At 52.5% G+C, this 18584-nt stretch carries 16 protein-coding genes; 11 read left to right on the top strand and 5 right to left on the bottom strand.

Features of this window, described 5'->3' with window-relative positions; genetic code table 11:
* Nucleotides 1-6: 6 nt before the first annotated feature.
* From ACNA6I_RS12790 to ACNA6I_RS12740, 11 genes are all read left to right on the top strand, one after another.
* Nucleotides 7-846 (top strand): methyl-accepting chemotaxis protein, encoded by an 840-nt coding sequence (locus ACNA6I_RS12790; RefSeq protein ID WP_416313432.1) that lies wholly within the window; start codon nucleotides 7-9, stop codon nucleotides 844-846.
* 142 nt (nucleotides 847-988) lie between these two features.
* The gene (locus tag ACNA6I_RS12785; protein WP_416313431.1) at nucleotides 989-1945 is read left to right on the top strand and encodes an arsenic resistance protein; all 957 of its coding nucleotides are present in this window, start codon (nucleotides 989-991) and stop codon (nucleotides 1943-1945) included.
* Nucleotides 1946-2806: 861 nt separating this feature from the next.
* Entirely contained in the window at nucleotides 2807-3877 is a 1071-nt protein-coding gene (locus ACNA6I_RS12780; protein WP_375540498.1) for a sugar ABC transporter substrate-binding protein, read from the top strand.
* A 72-nt stretch (nucleotides 3878-3949) separates the two neighbouring features.
* Complete coding sequence (locus ACNA6I_RS12775) at nucleotides 3950-5473, top strand: sugar ABC transporter ATP-binding protein (protein WP_148796604.1); 1524 nt, start codon at nucleotides 3950-3952, stop codon at nucleotides 5471-5473.
* A 14-nt stretch (nucleotides 5474-5487) separates the two neighbouring features.
* Complete coding sequence (locus ACNA6I_RS12770; protein ID WP_048005313.1) at nucleotides 5488-6660, top strand: sugar ABC transporter permease; 1173 nt, start codon at nucleotides 5488-5490, stop codon at nucleotides 6658-6660.
* A 311-nt stretch (nucleotides 6661-6971) separates the two neighbouring features.
* Nucleotides 6972-7949, top strand: a complete 978-nt coding sequence (locus tag ACNA6I_RS12765; protein ID WP_148796599.1) for a sugar ABC transporter substrate-binding protein — start codon at nucleotides 6972-6974, stop codon at nucleotides 7947-7949.
* Complete coding sequence (locus ACNA6I_RS12760; protein ID WP_148796597.1) at nucleotides 7946-9406, top strand: sensor histidine kinase; 1461 nt, start codon at nucleotides 7946-7948, stop codon at nucleotides 9404-9406. The genes ACNA6I_RS12765 and ACNA6I_RS12760 overlap by 4 nt, the downstream gene beginning before the upstream one ends.
* Entirely contained in the window at nucleotides 9381-10901 is a 1521-nt protein-coding gene (locus ACNA6I_RS12755; protein WP_148796595.1) for a response regulator, read from the top strand. The genes ACNA6I_RS12760 and ACNA6I_RS12755 overlap by 26 nt, the downstream gene beginning before the upstream one ends.
* A 13-nt stretch (nucleotides 10902-10914) precedes the next feature.
* Nucleotides 10915-11958 (top strand): sugar ABC transporter substrate-binding protein, encoded by a 1044-nt coding sequence (locus tag ACNA6I_RS12750; protein WP_048005309.1) that lies wholly within the window; start codon nucleotides 10915-10917, stop codon nucleotides 11956-11958.
* 283 nt (nucleotides 11959-12241) lie between these two features.
* Entirely contained in the window at nucleotides 12242-12739 is a 498-nt protein-coding gene (locus ACNA6I_RS12745) for a hypothetical protein (protein WP_148796593.1), read from the top strand.
* A 249-nt stretch (nucleotides 12740-12988) separates the two neighbouring features.
* Nucleotides 12989-13585 carry a class I SAM-dependent methyltransferase gene (locus ACNA6I_RS12740; RefSeq protein WP_249931565.1) on the top strand — a complete coding sequence of 199 codons (597 nt, stop codon included), beginning with the start codon at nucleotides 12989-12991 and terminating at the stop codon, nucleotides 13583-13585.
* A gap of 59 nt (nucleotides 13586-13644) precedes the next feature.
* Here ACNA6I_RS12740 and ACNA6I_RS12735 read toward each other — a convergent pair whose 3' ends face one another.
* The 5 genes from ACNA6I_RS12735 to ACNA6I_RS12715 all read right to left on the bottom strand — a co-directional run bounded on the left by ACNA6I_RS12735 (nucleotide 13645) and on the right by ACNA6I_RS12715 (nucleotide 18114).
* On the bottom strand, nucleotides 13645-14667 hold the full coding sequence (locus ACNA6I_RS12735) for an LLM class flavin-dependent oxidoreductase (RefSeq protein WP_063190827.1): 1023 nt from the start codon (nucleotides 14665-14667) through the stop codon (nucleotides 13645-13647).
* A 24-nt stretch (nucleotides 14668-14691) separates the two neighbouring features.
* Complete coding sequence (locus ACNA6I_RS12730) at nucleotides 14692-14931, bottom strand: DUF896 domain-containing protein (RefSeq protein WP_048005306.1); 240 nt, start codon at nucleotides 14929-14931, stop codon at nucleotides 14692-14694.
* 213 nt (nucleotides 14932-15144) lie between these two features.
* Nucleotides 15145-17088, bottom strand: coding sequence for an ABC transporter permease (locus tag ACNA6I_RS12725; protein WP_048005305.1), 1944 nt, complete (start codon nucleotides 17086-17088; stop codon nucleotides 15145-15147).
* Between the two features lie 149 nt (nucleotides 17089-17237).
* Nucleotides 17238-17810: a DUF2812 domain-containing protein gene (locus ACNA6I_RS12720; RefSeq protein ID WP_048005304.1), complete on the bottom strand. Its 573-nt coding sequence runs from the start codon at nucleotides 17808-17810 to the stop codon at nucleotides 17238-17240.
* Nucleotides 17797-18114: a PadR family transcriptional regulator gene (locus tag ACNA6I_RS12715; RefSeq protein WP_048005303.1), complete on the bottom strand. Its 318-nt coding sequence runs from the start codon at nucleotides 18112-18114 to the stop codon at nucleotides 17797-17799. Before ACNA6I_RS12715 ends, ACNA6I_RS12720 begins: the two co-directional genes overlap by 14 nt.
* Nucleotides 18115-18584 lie beyond the last annotated feature (470 nt).

Raw genomic sequence — 18584 nt, 5'->3', positions numbered from 1 at the left:
ATGAAGATGGCAAACAAAAGTGTACTAGAATCATTCGTCCAGGTCGCGCCCTTGTTGAACAGCCTGATCCAGGATGACATCACCGTTGGAATCTATGACACGGAAAAGCTCATCATCAACATCCCCGGGAAGACGTTCGCCTTGAACGTCAAGCCGGGTGATCCCCTCGTTGACGAGGATATCGTCACGAAGGCGATCCGCTCCAACGAAGAACTGACGGCGGTCCTTCCGAAGGATCTGTTCGGATTTCCCCTGATCGCACGTGCCATCCCTCTTCATGATGACGAAGGGAACGTCATTGGCGGGGTCGGGATCGGGACGAGCCTGGAGAAGGCAAGTGCCCTGTTTGAAATGGCCGAAAGCTTCTCCGTCATCGTCGAGCAAACCGCTGCGTCCATTGAAGACATCAGCACTTCCGTCACCCAACTGTCAGGCCGAGTGACCGATATGACTGACCAGATGAAAGACGTCAGCTCCAGCGCAGAGGAAATCGGCGAAATCTCCGGAGTCGTCAAAGGCATCTCGGATCAAAGCAACCTCCTTGGGCTGAACGCGGCCATCGAAGCGGCACGTGCAGGCGAAGTCGGTAAGGGCTTCTCCGTCGTGGCCAACGAGATCCGCAAGCTTGCCACGAACTCAAAAGAGAACGTGACCCAGATCAATGACATCACCAAGAACATCCAGGGACTCCTTCTGTCCCTAAACGAGTCGTTCCAGGAAGTCTACACCTTGACCGACACCCAATCAGGCTCCATCCAGGAGTTCTCAGCCACCATCCAGGAAATCAGCGCCAAAGCACAAGAACTCGCCGAGCTCGCAGAGAAAACCCTCTACGACGGGAATTGAACGAAAAGAAGCATGGGCAGCCCCCGTGCTTCTTTTTTTGTGGTGCATGGTGGCGCATAGGAACCGTCCCCATGCGCCGCTATTGAGATACCACAGTGCTTCCTATACACTTACTAGTATCCATGTATAGAAGGAGTAAGAAATGAAGATTACAAGAGACCAGCTGGAAAACCAGCAAATATGGATTTATGCGATCGCCCTCCTCATCAGCGGGGCAGTGGGGCTCCTCAGTCCTGGAGCAGGGAGCCTGGATGCTGCCATCTCACCGTTGATCGCGATCCTCATGTACGGGATGTTCACGCAGATCCCGTTCCTGAAGTTGCGTGAAGCCCTGTCGAATCTGAGATTCATGATGGCATTATTGATTGCGAATTTTATCGCGGTGCCCGTCATTGTCTGGGGACTGATCACACTCTTTCCTTTGGCGCCGCCCGTCCTGCTGGGCGTATGCCTCGTGCTTCTCACGCCGTGCATCGATTACGTGATCGTGTTCACTCAGCTCGGGAAAGGGAATGAAAAGCTCATGCTTGCGTCCACGCCCGTGCTATTCGTCGTGCAGATGCTCCTGCTACCGGTATACCTATGGCTGTTCATAGGTGGAGACATGACCGGAATCGTGCGCGTCGGTCCCTTTTTGGATGCCTTCCTCTTCCTGATCGTGGCGCCGCTCATCATGGCGCTCCTCACACAGATGTGGGCAGGCAGGAAGACGGCCGGAGCCCGGTTCCTCGACTGGACCGCGTGGCTTCCCGTCCCGTTCATGGCCTTTGTGCTCATCGTCGTTGTCGCCTCGCAGATCGGCAAGGTGTACAGCGATCTCGATGCGATCGTCCGTGTCATTCCGATCTACGGGCTCTTCCTGGTCATCAGCCCGATCATCTCCCGTTCCATTGCCGCCCTGTTCAAGCTCAACACGGGGGAAGGCCGTGCCCTCATCTTCAGCGCCGGCACGCGGAACTCCCTTGTCGTGCTGCCCCTCGCCCTCGCTCTGCCGGGTGACTGGGCACGACTCGCCGCAGCCGTCATCGTCACCCAGACGATCGTCGAGCTCGTGGGGGAGCTGGTGTACATCAAGGTCGTACCGAGGTTGATGAAATAATGGAGGGACCCCCGAAGCCGTAAGGTATTGGGGGTCTTTTTTAGGTAGGGGGAATGGATGGTGGTCATTTCTGATTGGACCGCATGCAGCTTTTTTGCGACTTTTTCCCGATATCGTTAACAATCTAGTTTTATACGAGAATTGCCCTGATTTACCATGCGTTTACCAGTCGTCATATCAACGGATCTGTTCAAAAAGGCCTTGAATCATCCAAACACGCTGTGAATCTGGTCGAACCTTGTCGAACGGGAAGATTCGAAACTATTGAAGATCGATTTACTTGCGAAAATCAAAAAAATACTTGCGACTTTTAAAAATTTATTTGCGAAAAACGAAAATCTATTTGCGAACTCCCGGGTCTACGATTTTTCTATTTGCGACATTCCAGTCAAATCAGCGATTGAATGCTGTTCCATATGAATCTGCTTGGTTATTTGCGAACTCCCAGCCTCACCGTTTTTCCACTTGCGACATTCCAATCAAATAAGCGATTGAATGCTGAATCGGCCACGTTATGTGCGAACGCCAACAACCACTAACGGGCACTCACCGACAGACCGCATCCATCATTCCAACCCCGAGCCACCACCGCCATCCCCCCTGAACGACCGTCCACCATTCAAGCTCCGATCCACACCACACTCCCCACAAAAACTCGCAGCCATCACCCAACCTATTCCTCCCAAACCCCCAACACCAAAAAAATACAGGCGATACCAAAAGAGTGCTAGTGAAAGCGATTACATTCATGATAAAGGACCCATATAATCAAGATGTACCAACACGTTAAAGGGGGATTCAAGTGTGAAGAAGATGTGGAGAATGGCTTCATTTTTAATGGTTCTGGCTTTATTCATGGGGATGCTGGCCGCTTGTGGCAGCAGCAGTAGCTCAGGCGGTGGAAAGAGCAAATCCGGTGTCGATATCGGGATCGTTCTTCCGACGAAGGATGAGCCGAGATGGGTTCAGGATGAAAAACGCTTTAAGGATGCGCTGAAGGATTCGGACTACAACGTTGAGATTTTGTTCAGTCAGGGTTCATCTGCCAAGGAAAAAGAAAATGTGGAAACATTGCTGAATAAAGGAATCGATGTCCTGATCATCACGCCTCAGGACGGGGACGCTGCAGCAGCGGCTGTCGAGTCTGCGAAAAAAGAAGGCGTAACGGTCATCTCGTACGACCGTTTGATCACGAACACGGATGCCGTTGATTACTACGTGACATTCGACAGCGTCGCGGTTGGGGAAGCTCAAGGCCAATACTTGATCGACCACGCAACAGGCAAGGATGTACCGCTTTACCTATATGCCGGGGCAGCGTCTGATAACAACGCGTTCCTCTTCTTCGAAGGAGCTTGGAAAGCCCTTCAACCGAAAATCGCCGATGGCACGTTCAAGATTGCTAACTCCAGTGAAGCAGAAGGCCTGAAGGATACGGCAGAACTCACCCGTGACCAGATGAGTAAGATCCTCGGTCAGGTCACAACGAACTGGGATCCAAACGAAGCCAAGAACAAGGCTCAAACGCATTTGACAGCAGTCGGAGCGGACATGAAGGGTGACGTAGCCGTCCTTGCACCGAATGATGGTACGGCACGAAGCATCGCGGATGTATTCGGTTCCGATTCAGAAGTGAAGAGCTTTGTGGTCACAGGTCAGGATGCAGAGAAAGCATCGATCCAATATGTGATCGACGGCAAGCAGTCCATGACGGTCTTCAAGGATGTCCGCACACTTGTAACGGATGCCATGGGTATCGCAGTCGACGTGCTTGATGATAAGAAACCTGAAACAACCGGTTCTTACGATAATGGGAAGAAAGAAGTAGAAGCGAAGCAAACGGAAGTCATCGTGGTGGATAAAGAAAATGTGAAAGAAAAGCTGATTGATTCCAAATACTATGAAGCTAGCGAATTTACAGGTTTGGAGTAAGAAGGATGTGGTGGCGGGGCAATCCCGCCACTTTTCCACCTGTCATTGCTTTTGTTAAAGGGGGTTAACGAATTGAAGAAGTATTTGCTGGAGATGAATGATATCTCCAAGGAGTTTACAGGGGTCAAAGCACTGAGCGATGTGAATTTCAAAGTCGAGGAAGGCGAGATCCACTGTCTGATCGGGGAAAACGGGGCTGGGAAGTCCACGCTCATGAAGGTGCTGAGCGGCGTCTATCCATATGGGACCTACACGGGGGACATCGTGTTCGAAGGGGACGTTCAGCAATTTAACAAAATCAGTGACAGTGTGCAGGCAGGCATCGCCATCATCTATCAGGAACTCGCTCTCTTCCCGGATCTCACGGTCTATGAAAATATCTTTGCAGGGAATGAAGTGAAAGTCGGCGGGTTCATCGACTGGAACCGCACGATCGTGGAAGCCCAGAAGCTTCTGAAGAAAGTGAAGCTCGATGTGAATCCCGATACGCTCATCCGCGACCTCAGCGTCGGGAAGCGTCAGCTCGTGGAAATCGCGAAGGCACTCAGTAAGGACGTCAAGCTCCTCATCCTCGATGAGCCGACGGCGGCCCTGAATGAAGACGACAGCGAAAACCTGCTGGAGCTCTTGAAGGATCTGAAGGCACAGGGCATCACGTGCATCATGATCAGCCACAAGCTGAAAGAGGTCATCCATATCGCCGACAAGGCGACGGTCATCCGGGACGGGCAGACGATCTGCACCCTCGATGCCTCAACGGGCCAGATCACAGAACCCGTCATCATCAAGAACATGGTCGGGCGCGATATCCAGGATATCTATCCGAAGCGTCCGAACAAGAAGCACGGCGAGAACATCCTCGAGCTTCATAACTGGTCGGCGTATGATCCGCAGCTCGGCCGCCAGGTGATCAAGAACGTCAATCTGTCGGTGAAAAAAGGCGAGATCGTCGGGATCGCAGGACTCATGGGCTCCGGGCGCACCGAGCTTGCCATGAGCATTTTCGGCAACGCTAAGCACTACAAACTAGAAGGGGATCTCATCTGGAACGACACCCTCACCGTCCTGAAGCATACGCGTGATGCCATCAAGGCGGGCATCGCCTACGTGACGGAGGATCGGAAGGATGATGGACTATTCCTTCTCCAGGATATCAAGAGCAATATTTCCGCTGCGAACCTCGGGGGCATTTCCTCCAAGGCCGGCGTGATCAATGAAAATGAAGAGATACGGGTAGGGGAGAAATATCATAAATCCCTTCATATCAAGGCATCATCCCTTGAACAGCTCGTCGGGAACCTGAGCGGGGGGAACCAGCAGAAGGTGTCCATCGGGAAATGGCTGTTCGTCGGACCGAAGCTGCTCATCCTCGATGAGCCGACGCGGGGAATCGACGTTGGGGCGAAGTTCGAGATCTACACAGTGATGAATGAGCTCATCGAACAGGGCCTCAGTATTGTCATGATCTCATCGGAACTCGGGGAGGTCCTCGGCATGAGCGACCGCGTATACGTCATGGCCCAGGGCCAGATCAAAGGCGAGCTTCAAGTCGAAGACGCCAATCAGGAAAAAATCATGGAGCTAGCAACGCAATAAGGGGGTAGACAGAGATGAATATTTTTCAAGAAACAAGGATGCTGATCCGGGACAACATCCGTGACTACGGGATGTACATTGCATTATTCGTTATCATTCTAACATTTACATTCATGACCGACGGGCTGTTCATGACGTCGAGGAACATTAGTAATCTATTGGATTCCGCTGGATACATCGCGGTCCTTGCCGTGGGGATGACCCTCGTCATCGTCATCCGCCACATCGATCTATCGGTCGGGTACGCTGCGGGATTCCTGGGCGCCATCGCGGCGATCCTATTGACCCAGGCGGGCTTGTCCCCGTGGTTGACCATTCCCATCATCCTCGTCCTCGGGGCGGTCGTGGGACTCTTTAACGGACTTCTTGTGGCACAAATCGGCATCCCGTCCTTCGTGGCGACCCTTGCCGGCATGCTGATCTTCCGCGGAGCGCTCCTCCAGGTGACGGAGAAGACCGGGACGATCATCATCCAGGATGACAAGTTCAATGCCATCGGGAACGGGTTCATCCCGTCCCTGACACAGGTGAACGGTCTTCACCTCCTCTCCTTGTTGGTCGGAGTCGTGGGTATCCTCCTGTACATCTACAGCGAATTTTCCACACGCCGCAACAAGATCAAGTACGAGTTCGAAGTCATTTCAGCGCCGATCTTTGCCCTGAAGCTCGTGTTCGTCTCAGCCATCATCGGCTACGTAACATGGATCCTTGCCGGATACAACGGTTTCTCCTGGACGATGGTCATCATCCTCCTCGTCGTGGTGGTGTATCACTTCCTATCGACGAAAACCGTCCTCGGACGTCACATCTACGCCGTCGGAAGCAATCCGGAAGCGGCTCACCTGAGCGGGATCAACGTCAAAAAAATCACGTATATCGTGTTTGGCTCCATGGGGATGCTAGCCGCCCTATCGGGAATCCTCTTCACCTCCAGGCTCCAATCGGCCACGACAACGGCCGGGACCTTGTTCGAGCTTGATGCCATCGCCGCGGCTTACGTCGGCGGTGTATCCAGTGCCGGAGGAGTAGGGAAAGTGACAGGCGCCATCATCGGTGCCATCGTCATGGCCTCCCTCACAAGCGGCATGAACCTTCTCGGAGTAGGGATCTCCTACCAATACATGATCCGCGGAGGCGTACTCGCAGGCGCCGTCATCTTCGACGTGCTTACCCGCAAAAAACGCTGACGCACCAGGACGGCCCCAAAAGGGTCGTCCTTTTGGGCGTTTGGTGAGTGAAGCATGGGGACGGTTCCGGTGAGGCATTCGAGAGGGAATGAAACAAGGGAACGGTTCCGAAGCGTCAGCCAGAATGCTTTAACCGAAGGGTGTGGCAGGGTGTGGCATGACGAACAAGAACCGTCCCCGTGCACCACCCGCGGATAAACGTGGCACATAGGAACCGTCCCCGTGCGCCACCCAAAAAATAGGAAGCGCACGGGGCATTGCCGTGCTATGATAGGCATAGGAGATTTGGCATGTACGGGAGGTGATGGGACGTGAGGAAGATCGGGTTGGTGGTGCTGTGTGTGGGGGTGCTGATGCTGTGTCATCTGACGTTCCTGTCAGCGAAGAAGGTATTTTTGGCCGATGAGGGGCCCCTGCGGGAAACGATGCCTGCTGCCAAGGAGCAGCGCCGGCTCGTCCTGATCACCCAGGATACGCAGACGCCGTTCTGGGATCAGGTGGCGACGGGGGCGAAGGAGCAGGCGAAGAAGGAAGGCGTGAGTCTCGAGGTGTGGGGGACATACGGGAAGAATGAAGAAGAATTCCTGAAGAATATCGAGATCGCGATCCAGTCGAAAGTCGACGGCATCCTCATCCAGGGCATGGACACGCCTGAGTTCAAGGAGCTGACGAAGGTGAAAGCCTCCTTCAACGGGATCCCCGTCATCACGGTTGCCAATGACGTGCCCATGAGTGAGAGCCTCCGCCGCACCTACATCGGCTCCGATCCATTCGAAGCGGGCAAGCTCATGGCCGATGCCCTAGTGAAGGAAATGGGCGATGCGGGCAAGGTCGTCCTCATGGTGGATGCCGAGCGTGAATACAATCAGAATGAGAGAATACGAGGCATCCGCTCCGTCCTTGATGACTACCCATCCATCACCATCGTGGAGGGGGAGACGGGCAGCGCCCGCGATCAGATCATCACGGCGACCCGTGAGGTCATGAACCGCGAGCCCGATGTCGATGCGTTCATCTCCGTGAATGCGGGGAATCTCGGGGCCATGATCGAGGAAATAAGTAAGCGCTCTCAAGAGGAGGCGTACCTCATCTACTCCTTCGATGACGGTCCTGAATCCATGACGCTCCTTGCCCAGGGCAAGATCAACGCCGTCGTCGAACAGGAACCCGAACGCATGGGGGAGTGGAGCGTGCAGCTCATGGAGGAATGGCTGAACGGGGAGACGGTACCCCTTGACCCCGCCGGCTATATAACCGACGTAAAGATCGTGAAAGGTGACGACCGATGACCTACATACAGAAGAAGATCCTCACCCTCATCACGGTCGTCATGATCATCATGTCGGCGATCTGGCTCGCCCTGACCTATTACAATTACCGCACACACGAACAATACAATGATATCCTCCAGCGCTACCTCGGCATGAATGAGGTATCGCGGAACAGCCAGCAGGTGGTCACGGATCTCAATAACTATATGGTCGAGACCACCGACGGGAATCTCGCCAAACTGCAGGCAAGCAAAGAAAAGATGAAGGACGGGAAAACCGTCGTGGACGGCCTGCGGAACCAGGATAATGATTTCACCCTATCAAACTATCTGAATCTCATCGACAGCCTCGTTGAGACCACGGACCGTTTCCTCCTTTTCCAGGAAGAGAACGATGCGGAAGCGGCGGCAAGGGAGTTTGCCGAGGCGAACCGGATCTCGGGATATATTTCCGAAATGACCCTCACCCTGATCGATAAGGAGCTCACGACGTACAATGTGCGCTACCGGGGGATCATGGAGCAGTCCGCCGAAGTGATCAAGCTCGGGATCTGGGTGCTCCTCCTCATCACCTGTCTCTTGCTGATTGCTTCGTACTGGTTCTCCCTCGGCATCACGCGCCCTGTCTTCAAGCTGACAAAGGCCGCCAACGAGCTGTCCCGGGGGAATTTCAGTCAGGAGGTGAAGGTGGAGGGGAATGACGAGATCGCCTTCCTCGCGAAAACCTTCGACCGGATGCGGATCAACATCAACAACCTCATCTCGGAGATGAAGCAGAAGGCCGCCTTAGAGAGGGAGCTGCAGGAAAGCAAGCTCCTCCTTCAGGAAAGTCAGTTCAGGAGCCTTCAGAGTCAGATCAATCCCCACTTCCTCTTCAATACGCTGAATACATTGTCGAAGAAGGCCTATATGGAAGGGTCCGAGGAGACGAGTGACCTCCTCGTGAGCGTGGCGGGCATCCTGCGCTACAACCTGAAGCGCCAGAACCGCTCCGTCACCTTGGGGGATGAGATCGCTGTGCTCCTTCAGTATATGGATATCCAGAAGGCACGGTTTGCCGATCGCCTTCAGTTCACCACCGACATCGATCCCTCTTGCCTGGACGCGAAGATCCCGGCCCTCACCCTGCAGCCCATTGTGGAGAATGCCGTCATTCATGCCGTCGAACCTCAGGAAGACGGTGGCAGCATCCGCTTCCGGGTGTATGAGGAGGAAGACGGGATCGCGGTGGAGATCAGCGATGACGGAGCGGGCATGCTCCGGGAAAAAATCCGTCAGATCGTCGAGGAAGAAGCACTGCCGGAAGGGCATTCGACCGGCATCGGATTCAGCAACGTCGTGAAGCGCCTGCGCCTCTTTTACGGCGTCGAGGATGTGATTGAAATCGAAAGCGAAGAAGGTAAGGGAACGACCATCACACTGCGAATCAAACGGGAAGGAGCGGAGAATCATGATCAAGTTGCTCATCGTGGATGATGAACCGATGGAAAGGGAAGGGATGCAGCTCATCCTGGAGAAGCATTTCCCCGATCTCGTCATCCAACAGGCGAAAAACGGAAGGGTGGCCGTTGACATGGCGGCCACATTCAGTCCCGATCTTGTCCTCATGGACATCAAGATGCCGGGGATGAACGGGCTTGAAGCCATCGAGGCCATCACGGCGGAACAGCCGCATATCAAGTTCATCATGGTGACGGCCTATGATACCTTTTCCTATATGAAAGCAGCCATCAAGCTCGGGGCGAAGGACTACATCCTGAAGCCGAGCAAGGCAGCGGAGATTGTGGCGACGATCGGGAAGGTCCTCGGTGAAATCGAGGCAGAGCGCAGTAAGCACGTGGCGAGTCTCGATCAGCAGGAGAAATGGGAGAGGGCACGGATGCTCGTCGAAACCGACGTCGTGACCCAGCTCCTTTTCGACCATGTCCACGATGTGCATGTGGATCTGCTCATGGAGATGCTGGACGTTCCGGCAGAAGGGGATCTGTTCGTCATGGTCCTCCTCCTTCCGGAAAGCGGCGATGGCCATTATTCCGAGATCCGTCAGGCGATCCGCCAGCGTGGCTGGACCGGTGCCTTATATGGCCGGCAGCTGCCCCTCATCGTCTTCAGGGAGCCCGGGACCACCTACCGCTCCCAGGCGACTGCCCTCGCCCGTGAACTCCTTTCCCTCGGGGCGGAACAGGACTGGTTCATCGGCATCGGGAACGTCTGCTCCTCACTGGATGACGTGAGGCGTTCCTATCAGGAAGCGATGCTCGCCACCGTCGATACACAGGGACGGAAACGGTACCGGTTCTTCGAGGAGATCCCCCTGAAGCCCGAAACACGGGAGCAGGCGATGACCGACCAGAAGGAGCTCATGGAAAACATCCGCTTAGGCCAGTGGGACCGGGTCCATACCCAGGTGATCAACGCCATCACCACCCTGGAGAAAGAAAGGACGCCGATCATCTATTCCCAGCAGCGGATCCTTCAGGTGCTGTGGATGACGTCCCGCGTCCTCAGTGAGAGCGGGATCGACACGCAGGAGCCCCTCTTCTCCGTACAGCCGACGGACTACCGCACGTTGCGGAAGGAAGCGGAGCGCCTCCTCGATGAGATGAAGGAAGCCTATCGGAAACATTTCAGCCATACGGAAGCCGACACGTTCCAGCAGATCAAGCAGTACATCCAGGACCACTCCCACGAGGATATGTCCCTTGATACCCTGGCCCAGACCGTCCATCTCAGTCCGATCTATATCAGCAAGATGTTCAAGGAGAAGCAGGGGATGAACTACATCGATTTTCTCACGGAATGCCGCATGGACAAGGCGAAGGGGCTCATGAAGGATCCAGAGAAAAGCATCAAGGAAATCAGCTACGAAGTCGGGTATCATGACCCGAACTATTTCAGCAAGGTATTCAAGAAAATGACGAAGCACTCCCCGAAAGAGTATCGGAGGAGCCTGCTCGGACAACATGTGTGAAGGGTGATGGGGCATGGGGAAAGCGATGCGTCACCTGGCGTGGCTCCTCTTCTTCGGGGTGATCCTCGCCGGATGCGAAGAAGATAAGCCGGTCGTGCCGGTCCATAAAGAAAAAGAAGAAGCGCCAGGTCCCGTGAAGGTCGGATTTTCCATGGACACGCTGGAGGAGGAGCGATGGGTGCGGGACCGGGATCTCTTCAAGCAGGCCGTGGAAGAGCAGGGAGCGGAAGTGTTGATCACGGAGGCACGTGGGGATGATGCCCTTCAGGTGCTGCAGGCGGAAACCCTCATCGCAGAAGGGGTCGACGTCCTCGTGATCGTCCCGTATAACGCCGAAGCCGCCGCGGCCATCGTCCAAAAAGCCCATAAGGCCGGCATACAGGTCGTCTCCTATGATCGTCTCGTCCGGAATGCCGACATCGACCTGTACGTATCCTTCGATAACGAACGGGTCGGGGAGCTACAGGCAGATGCCGTCACCGAACTTGTTCCCAAGGGGAAATATGTGTATATCGGCGGGGCGGAAACGGATTACAACGCCCACCTCTTGAAGAAAGGCGTCTTTGACGTACTGAAGGAGCCGATCGACCGGGGAGAGATCCAGGTGGTGTACGATGAGTGGACCGACAACTGGCTGCCCGAGAACGCCTATGAGAATATGAAAGAGGCCCTTGAAGCGAACGGGCAGGACATCGATGCCGTCATCGCCGCCAACGATGCCACCGCGGGCATGGCCGAGAAGGCGCTGGAGGAAGCGGGACTCGCCGGGAAGATCCCCGTCGCCGGGCAGGATGCCGAACTCAACGCCGTCCGCCGCATCGTCCAGGGCACCCAGGCCATGACCGTCTACAAGCCGATCAACATCCTGGCCGAAGAAGCGGCAGCCCTCGCCATCTCCATCGCACGCGGTGAATACATCGACACCGACAAAAAAATCAACAACGGCAAAATCGAAGTCCCATCCGTCCTCCTCCAACCCACCGCCGTCAACAAAGCCAACCTCGACACCACCATCATCGCCGACGACTTCCACACCCGGGAGGAAGTGTATGAGTGACGCACGGTGCCGGTTCCGGTGCGTCAAAACAGTCAGACGTGTAAATGCTAAGACCAGCGTGATTAAGAAAGGGACGGTTCCGATCGGCTGATGCCTGAACGGAACCGTCCCTTTTTTTTAGATTGTAGGCCCTTCATTCTGGTAAATCCGTTGCTTAAATGAATAAAAAGGTACTTTTATGGGTAAAGGTATCCATGATATAGTGGGAAATGTTGTAAAAAAGACGCTAGTCGGGATAATCAAACCCTGATCTGTACATAAGAGAGAGGAGAAGGAGATGCCTATGAAAAAACTATTTTTAGCCTGCTTGGCCACGATGGTCTTAGCCGGATGCAGCGTGGATTATACGTTCTTTACGTATAAAAGCCAAAAAGAACTGATTGCCTTCATCAATGAAGATCTAGTTGAGCTGGGATCCATGGAAGCGGACGCCAGAAAATCGATGATTGAAGCATCGAAGGGTCCTAACAAGGATCTTGATCAAGTGGTGGCTGCCATCGAAAATGATGCCATTCCTGGTTATGAAGACATTCTTGATCAGATAGATTCCTGGAACTATAAAAAATCTGAAATGAAAAAATTAGTAAAAGAGACACGTGAGGCAGAAGAACTCTACCTTGAATTCCTTCATAAACGAAAGGACGCCCTCGAAGCCACCGATGATGCCTTGATGGAAGAGTCCGATGACCTGCTTGCAGACTATAATAAAAAGGTCACAACGTTAAACAAACATATCGAAGAACTGGCGGAGGACTGGGAAGTGGAATTGAAAGATCAATAGAACTGACACCCATGCCGTTGAGGTTGAAGAGTGAATACTCGTAATTGAAGGGTCCTGAAGGGGTTCGATGTACACCAGCATAGAATAAAATGATGAAAGCATTCAGTGCCGCTTCGCACCGGGTGCTTTTTTCTTTCTCTTCAACCAAGCCCTGACCACTCTGTATGTATGCATGGTTCAATTGAAATCAGCACTTTTTTTAGGCGAATACATAAAATGAAAAATCAGATGCAGATGAAGGAGACTAGTATGATGAAAGATATTTTCACCAAAATCTATAAGGAAAACATATGGGGAAGTGAAGAGTCGGTATCGGGGACCGGATCCTCTATGCGCGAAGCCCAGGGGCTTTTAAATGAACTACCCTTGCTGTTTGATTCACTGAACATTCAATCCATACTGGATGCTCCCTGCGGTGATTTTAATTGGATGAAGCATGTCGATTTATCCAACTATCATTATGTTGGAGTAGATATCGTTTCTGACATCATCAAAAAGAATCAAACGGAACATGCTTCGCGAAATATTCAATTCATAGAAGGGGATATCATGAAGGATCCATTGCCAAAAGTGGACTTGATTATTTGTCGGGACGCCCTAGTTCACTTCCCATTTCACCAAGTGGAACAATCCATCGACAACTTCCTCAATAGTGGGAGTACCTATGTATTACTCACTCACTTCCCTTCAGTTCCACTAAACAAAGACATCCCCCTGGGACACTGGAGACCCCTTAATCTGTGCTTGCCGCCATTTTCCTTCCCTGAACCCACTGTGGTACTTGAAGAAACGCTCCGCACCAAAACAATGGCTTTATGGAAGCTGGAACAATTACGCAGGCGGTGAAACATGGGTCGGTTCCGATGTAGCAGAATCGGTGCGCGGGACCGTCCCTCTTTACCATATCATCCCGCCGTATATTTCTTAACCGACGGCATGATGTCGGTAGCGATGAGCTCGATATTCTTCTTGATCTGGTCAAGCGGTATTCCCCCAAGATCGATTTCCCCGAGGAAGCGCTGATGGCCGTAGAGTTCGTGCTGATAGAGGATCTTCTCGATGATCTGCTGAGGGGAGCCGATCATCAGGGCATCCCGGTGGTCAGTGGCTGCGGCGAACTGATCCTGCGGGTATCCGCCGCCCTTCAGCTGGATCATGGCGCTGTTGAGGTGGGGATAGAATTCCCTCAGTGCCGTTTGGCTGTCCTTGGCTGTATAAAGGAAGCTTGTCGTGGCAAGCGGAAGGGAAGCAGGATCGTGACCAGCCTCTGTGGCGGCGTCCCGGAAGCCTTCTACCGCTGGAAGGAAGCCCGTGGAAGGCCCTCCGAGTGTCGTTAGCATCATCGGAATGCCCGCTTTTCCCGCCTTGATGGCACTCTCCGGCGGTCCCCCGACAGCCCGCCAGATCGGCATGGAGCCACGGAGCGGCTGAGGAAGGATCGTGGCCTTGCGGAGCGGCGCCCGGAATCTGCCTTCCCACGTTACGTTCTCCTCTCGGTTGAGCTGCATGAGGAGCTCGATTTTCTCTTCGAATAAGTCTTCATAATCCTCTACATCATACCCGAAGAGCTCATACGCACCCGCACGCGATCCCCGGCCGGCAACAATCTCCGCGCGGCCGTTCGAGATCAGGTCGATGGTGGCGAAGTCCTCGTACACGCGAACCGGATCGGATGTACTGAGAACCGTTGCGGAGCTTGCGATCTTGATGTTTTTCGTGGCTTGGGCGATCGCACCGAGGATGACCGTATGGGCCTGGGTCGTGAACAGGCGCTGATGGCTTTCCCCGACGGCAAAAACGTCCAGCCCGGCTTCATCTGCGTAGGCAGCCGTTTCAATTAATTCCCGGATCCGTTGCTGTGCAGAAATATAATCCCCGTTCATGGGATTCCTCAAATGTTCCCCGATTGAATACAATCCGATTTCCATGTCGATTCCTTCTTTCTTCTATGATTAAAACGGAAGTGAATTCCGATACTGAATGGCTTTTTCGATGACAAGGGCTGTAGGGGTGACGTCCTCGCCGTCTTCATTCACGATGGTCAAACTGCTCATGGTGGAGGAGACCTGACCGCGGATTTCCTGCAGGTAATCTGCCCTCAATGCCGCTCTTTCTTCGACTTCCCCTGGAGTCAACCCTTCCTTACGTGCTTTACGGGCCAGTTCATTGATTCGCTGCAAGCTGCTGATCATGTGTTCGTCCTCCTTTTTATCTTATATTCATTTATCTCGAATTCGAGATAAATGTAGTTTACCACCAGAATATGGGAATGTCAACTGGGCAAAAAAGGACGATTCCCGTAAAGAAGGGAATCGTCCATTATCATCGCTTTGATTAATTTTTCGTATAAGAACCGTCCCTACGCGTCACCCGTTGCTTCAAAAACCGTCCCCATTCATTCGTCATCAAAGGGATTCCCGGATGATGCGGCGGGAGTAGAGGGTGGAGAGGACGCCGAATGCCGAGTAGAGGACGGTGTAGAGTCCCATGACGATCAGGAGTGGCGTCCAGAGTTCGCTGCCGAACCAGAACCAGCCGGATTTGACGGCGAAGTAGCTGTGCAGGAGGCCGACGGCGAGCGGGATCCCGAAGTTGAACAGCTGCTTGAAGCGGATGCCTTTCTGCAGGTCATGTCGTGAATAGCCGAGCTTGCGGAGGATCGTGTAGTTCGGACGTTCCTCTTCGCTTTCATCCATCTGTTTGAAGTAAAGGATGCAGCCTGATGTGATGAGGAAGGTGAGTCCGAGGAATCCGACGATGAACACGGAGATCCCCATATTGGCTTTTTGGTACTCGATGTAGATCGGACGGGAATCAGACAGGTTTTCTTCTTTTCCGAACAGGCTCACGTACAGATCGTTCGCTTTCTCCAGTTGACGGTCATCCTTGATGTTGACGCCCAGATTGGCATTGGATGTACCCTGAAGCCCGGGATCCAGATGTTCCTTCATCGTTTGAAAGACGGTATCGTTCACGATCACCACCGGGAATCCGCCACCTGTGAATTTCCAGGAAATATAGTGATCATCCTTCGTTTTGATCAGATCAAGCGGCTGCTTCGTATCTTTGTTCTGGAGGACGATTTCCCCTTTCTCCTTCATCGGCATGAAGTTCTTCAGCATATCACTGTACCCCGTCAGGATCGCTTCATCCTCGTTAAGGTTCAACCCGGCATCATCTGCAGAGATGACGGCCATTTGCGCTTTGCTTAGATCCATGGCGATCCCGTCCACTTTACCGGACACGATGCCTTCCAGATCGACCGCCACCTGAAGCACGTCGATGCGGTTTTCGCTGTAATCGATGCGATGGTCACCAAGGGCTTTCTCGAATTGATTCAACCCGTCCTCCTGGAGGAAGGTGAAATCATCCGGGAGCTGCTTCTCGGCAGACGCCTCGGTTGAATAGTACGAAATGTATGTGAGGGACAGGAGTCCGATGGCCAGTGCCGAGACGGTCGTGATGATCGTCAGGAGCATGGAATTCGTCTTCATGCGGAACATGATGGAGGACAAGGACAGGACTTCCCGCACGTTCAGATACCCTTTTCGCTGCTTGCGGATCACGTTGAACACAAAGCTCACAGACCCTTTATAGAAGAAATACGTCCCGATGATGACCGAACCGAGGATGAACATCATGGCACCCATCAGTTCGATCGTCGACGTGAAATCCCCGCCGAACAGCTTCGTTGATACAAAGTACCCCGACGATACCAGGCCAAGGCCGAGGATACCCATCAGGATCTCCCACACGGATTGCTTCTTCACATTCATTTCAGAAGCAGATTTGACTTTGAACAGGCTCAAAATGCTCTGTTTCTTGATGAAGGCGGCATTGATGAGCAGGATCAACAGGAAGATCACAGAGAAGACGATGAGGGTCCGCTCCATGGCGGCCATGGAGAAATGAAGCTTTGCGACAGCCGTGATCCCGACTGCCTTGAAGAGGATCGACGTAATAAGCTTCGAAAAGGCAAATCCCACGCCGATTCCGAGCACGGTGGCCACGGCATACAGCAGGAAGTTCTCCGCGCTCAATAGGAACACGATCCGCTTCTTCGACATCCCGATCAACTGTAGTAACCCAATTTCCTTGCTGCGTTGTTTGATGAAGATCGCATTCGCATAGATAAGGAAGACGCCGATGATGGCGATCAGCATGAAGGACGCCACCTGGATGGCGGCCCCTCCCTTGATCGACCCGTTCGTCGCATCCATGGACGGATCATACTGCAGGGTGACAAAGGCAAAGAACAGCGACACCCCGAAGGTCAGGGCAAAAATATAAAGATAGTAGTTTTTGAGATTCTTCTTGAGATTCTTTCCGATAAGAGAGTACATGTTCACGATGATTCCTCCTGATTCGTTGTTGGTATTTCCCATTATAGGGAGGAGTCAGGCGGGAATCGTTTCATTCGGCGAACAAAATGGGGGATGGTGTGACATTGTTGTCACATGGGTAAGGAAAGAAAAAAGATGCGGGGACTCACCGCGCATCAAGCTTCCTTGAACAACTCATACTTTTTATACGCTCTGTAATAACTGCCGATGAACAAAATCACCATGATCCCAGGCAATGCTTTCAACAGGGCGAACGGTGTTTCAAAAATGAACGCTTTCCAAAATAGTGAGCCTTCCATGCGCCATAGACCGTCGTGGTAAAGGCTGTAGTCCTGATTGAAAAAATACATGGCCACGATGCAAAACATGGTGATCCCTAACCAAAAGGAGTAGCCCATCAACCGCTGATAGTATTTAGCCAGGGACTCGCGGTCGGAGAAAAGCTCATCGTGACCGTCCGCTTCTTTCTGCCAATACCGGATTCCGACTAACTTAGAACCATCGATGCTGCTCCAGCCGAAATCTTCATACATGTCCGTATACTCGAGGTGTTTTTCCTTTTTCATCCGGTCACGGTAATCCAATCGCATCACATGTTTTTTGTCCGTTTCCTCGAACGTATAGACACCCAGCGAACTGATTTTGGTGCAGCGGAATCCTTTCGCCAGCTGCTCATTCAGCCACTTTTCTTCTTTTTCGATATCAAAAAAGATCCTAAGCTTTTTCAACCGATCCACTTCCTTCATATAAGGATAAAATATGCTGCAATCGTTCTTTTTCTACATTTAAAACGGCATTTCCGTCATACGTGATCTGATAGACCTTCCTCCGGCCTTCTTCCCCGACCGGTTCGATCCAGCCGTGCTTATTCAGATTTTCAACGGCGCCGTACAGGGTACCCGCTGCGAGCACGACCGCGCCATCACTCATTTCTTCGATCTTCTGCATGACAGCATAGCCATGCAGGGGCTCGCGCAGTGCGAGCAGGATATAGTGCATCGTTTCTGACAGGGGTAATAATTTATGCTTCATCGTCTCATCCTTTATTCAGTTCGACTATATAGTTCAACTTACTAAAAAGATAATACAGTTCAACTGAATAGTCAATGCCTTATTTCCAAATTCATCAAAAAAGCCGGTTTCCCTTTTGGAGGGTACCGACCTTTACCGAATTGCGGACTCTAAACGATAAAACAAATGTGCGACTATTTCATTTAACATGAGCAACTACTATATGAGTGAAAAGTTGTGATCCAAGCACGCTAATGACAAACGTGTTCACCCGGCTTCCATCATATTAATGATCAGGACAATTCCGGCAATGCCTGACATAATCCCCAGAAAATTCGAAGGCTATTAGTATTTCCATATGTCAAAATGCATCTGTGTTTGCATCTTCCTCATGTTCTTTTCAATATCCATAAATGTCTATATAAACCTTATTCAACCTGGCCTTTCACTAAATTTTTGTAAACGTATTCACAAACCGGCATCTCACCCGA

The organism is Rossellomorea sp. FS2 (assembly GCF_047915635.1).
Taxonomy (GTDB): Bacteria; Bacillota; Bacilli; order Bacillales; family Bacillaceae_B; genus Rossellomorea; species Rossellomorea marisflavi_A.
Note: the sequence above shows the minus strand (reverse complement) of the source record. Positions and strands in the feature narration are given on the sequence as shown.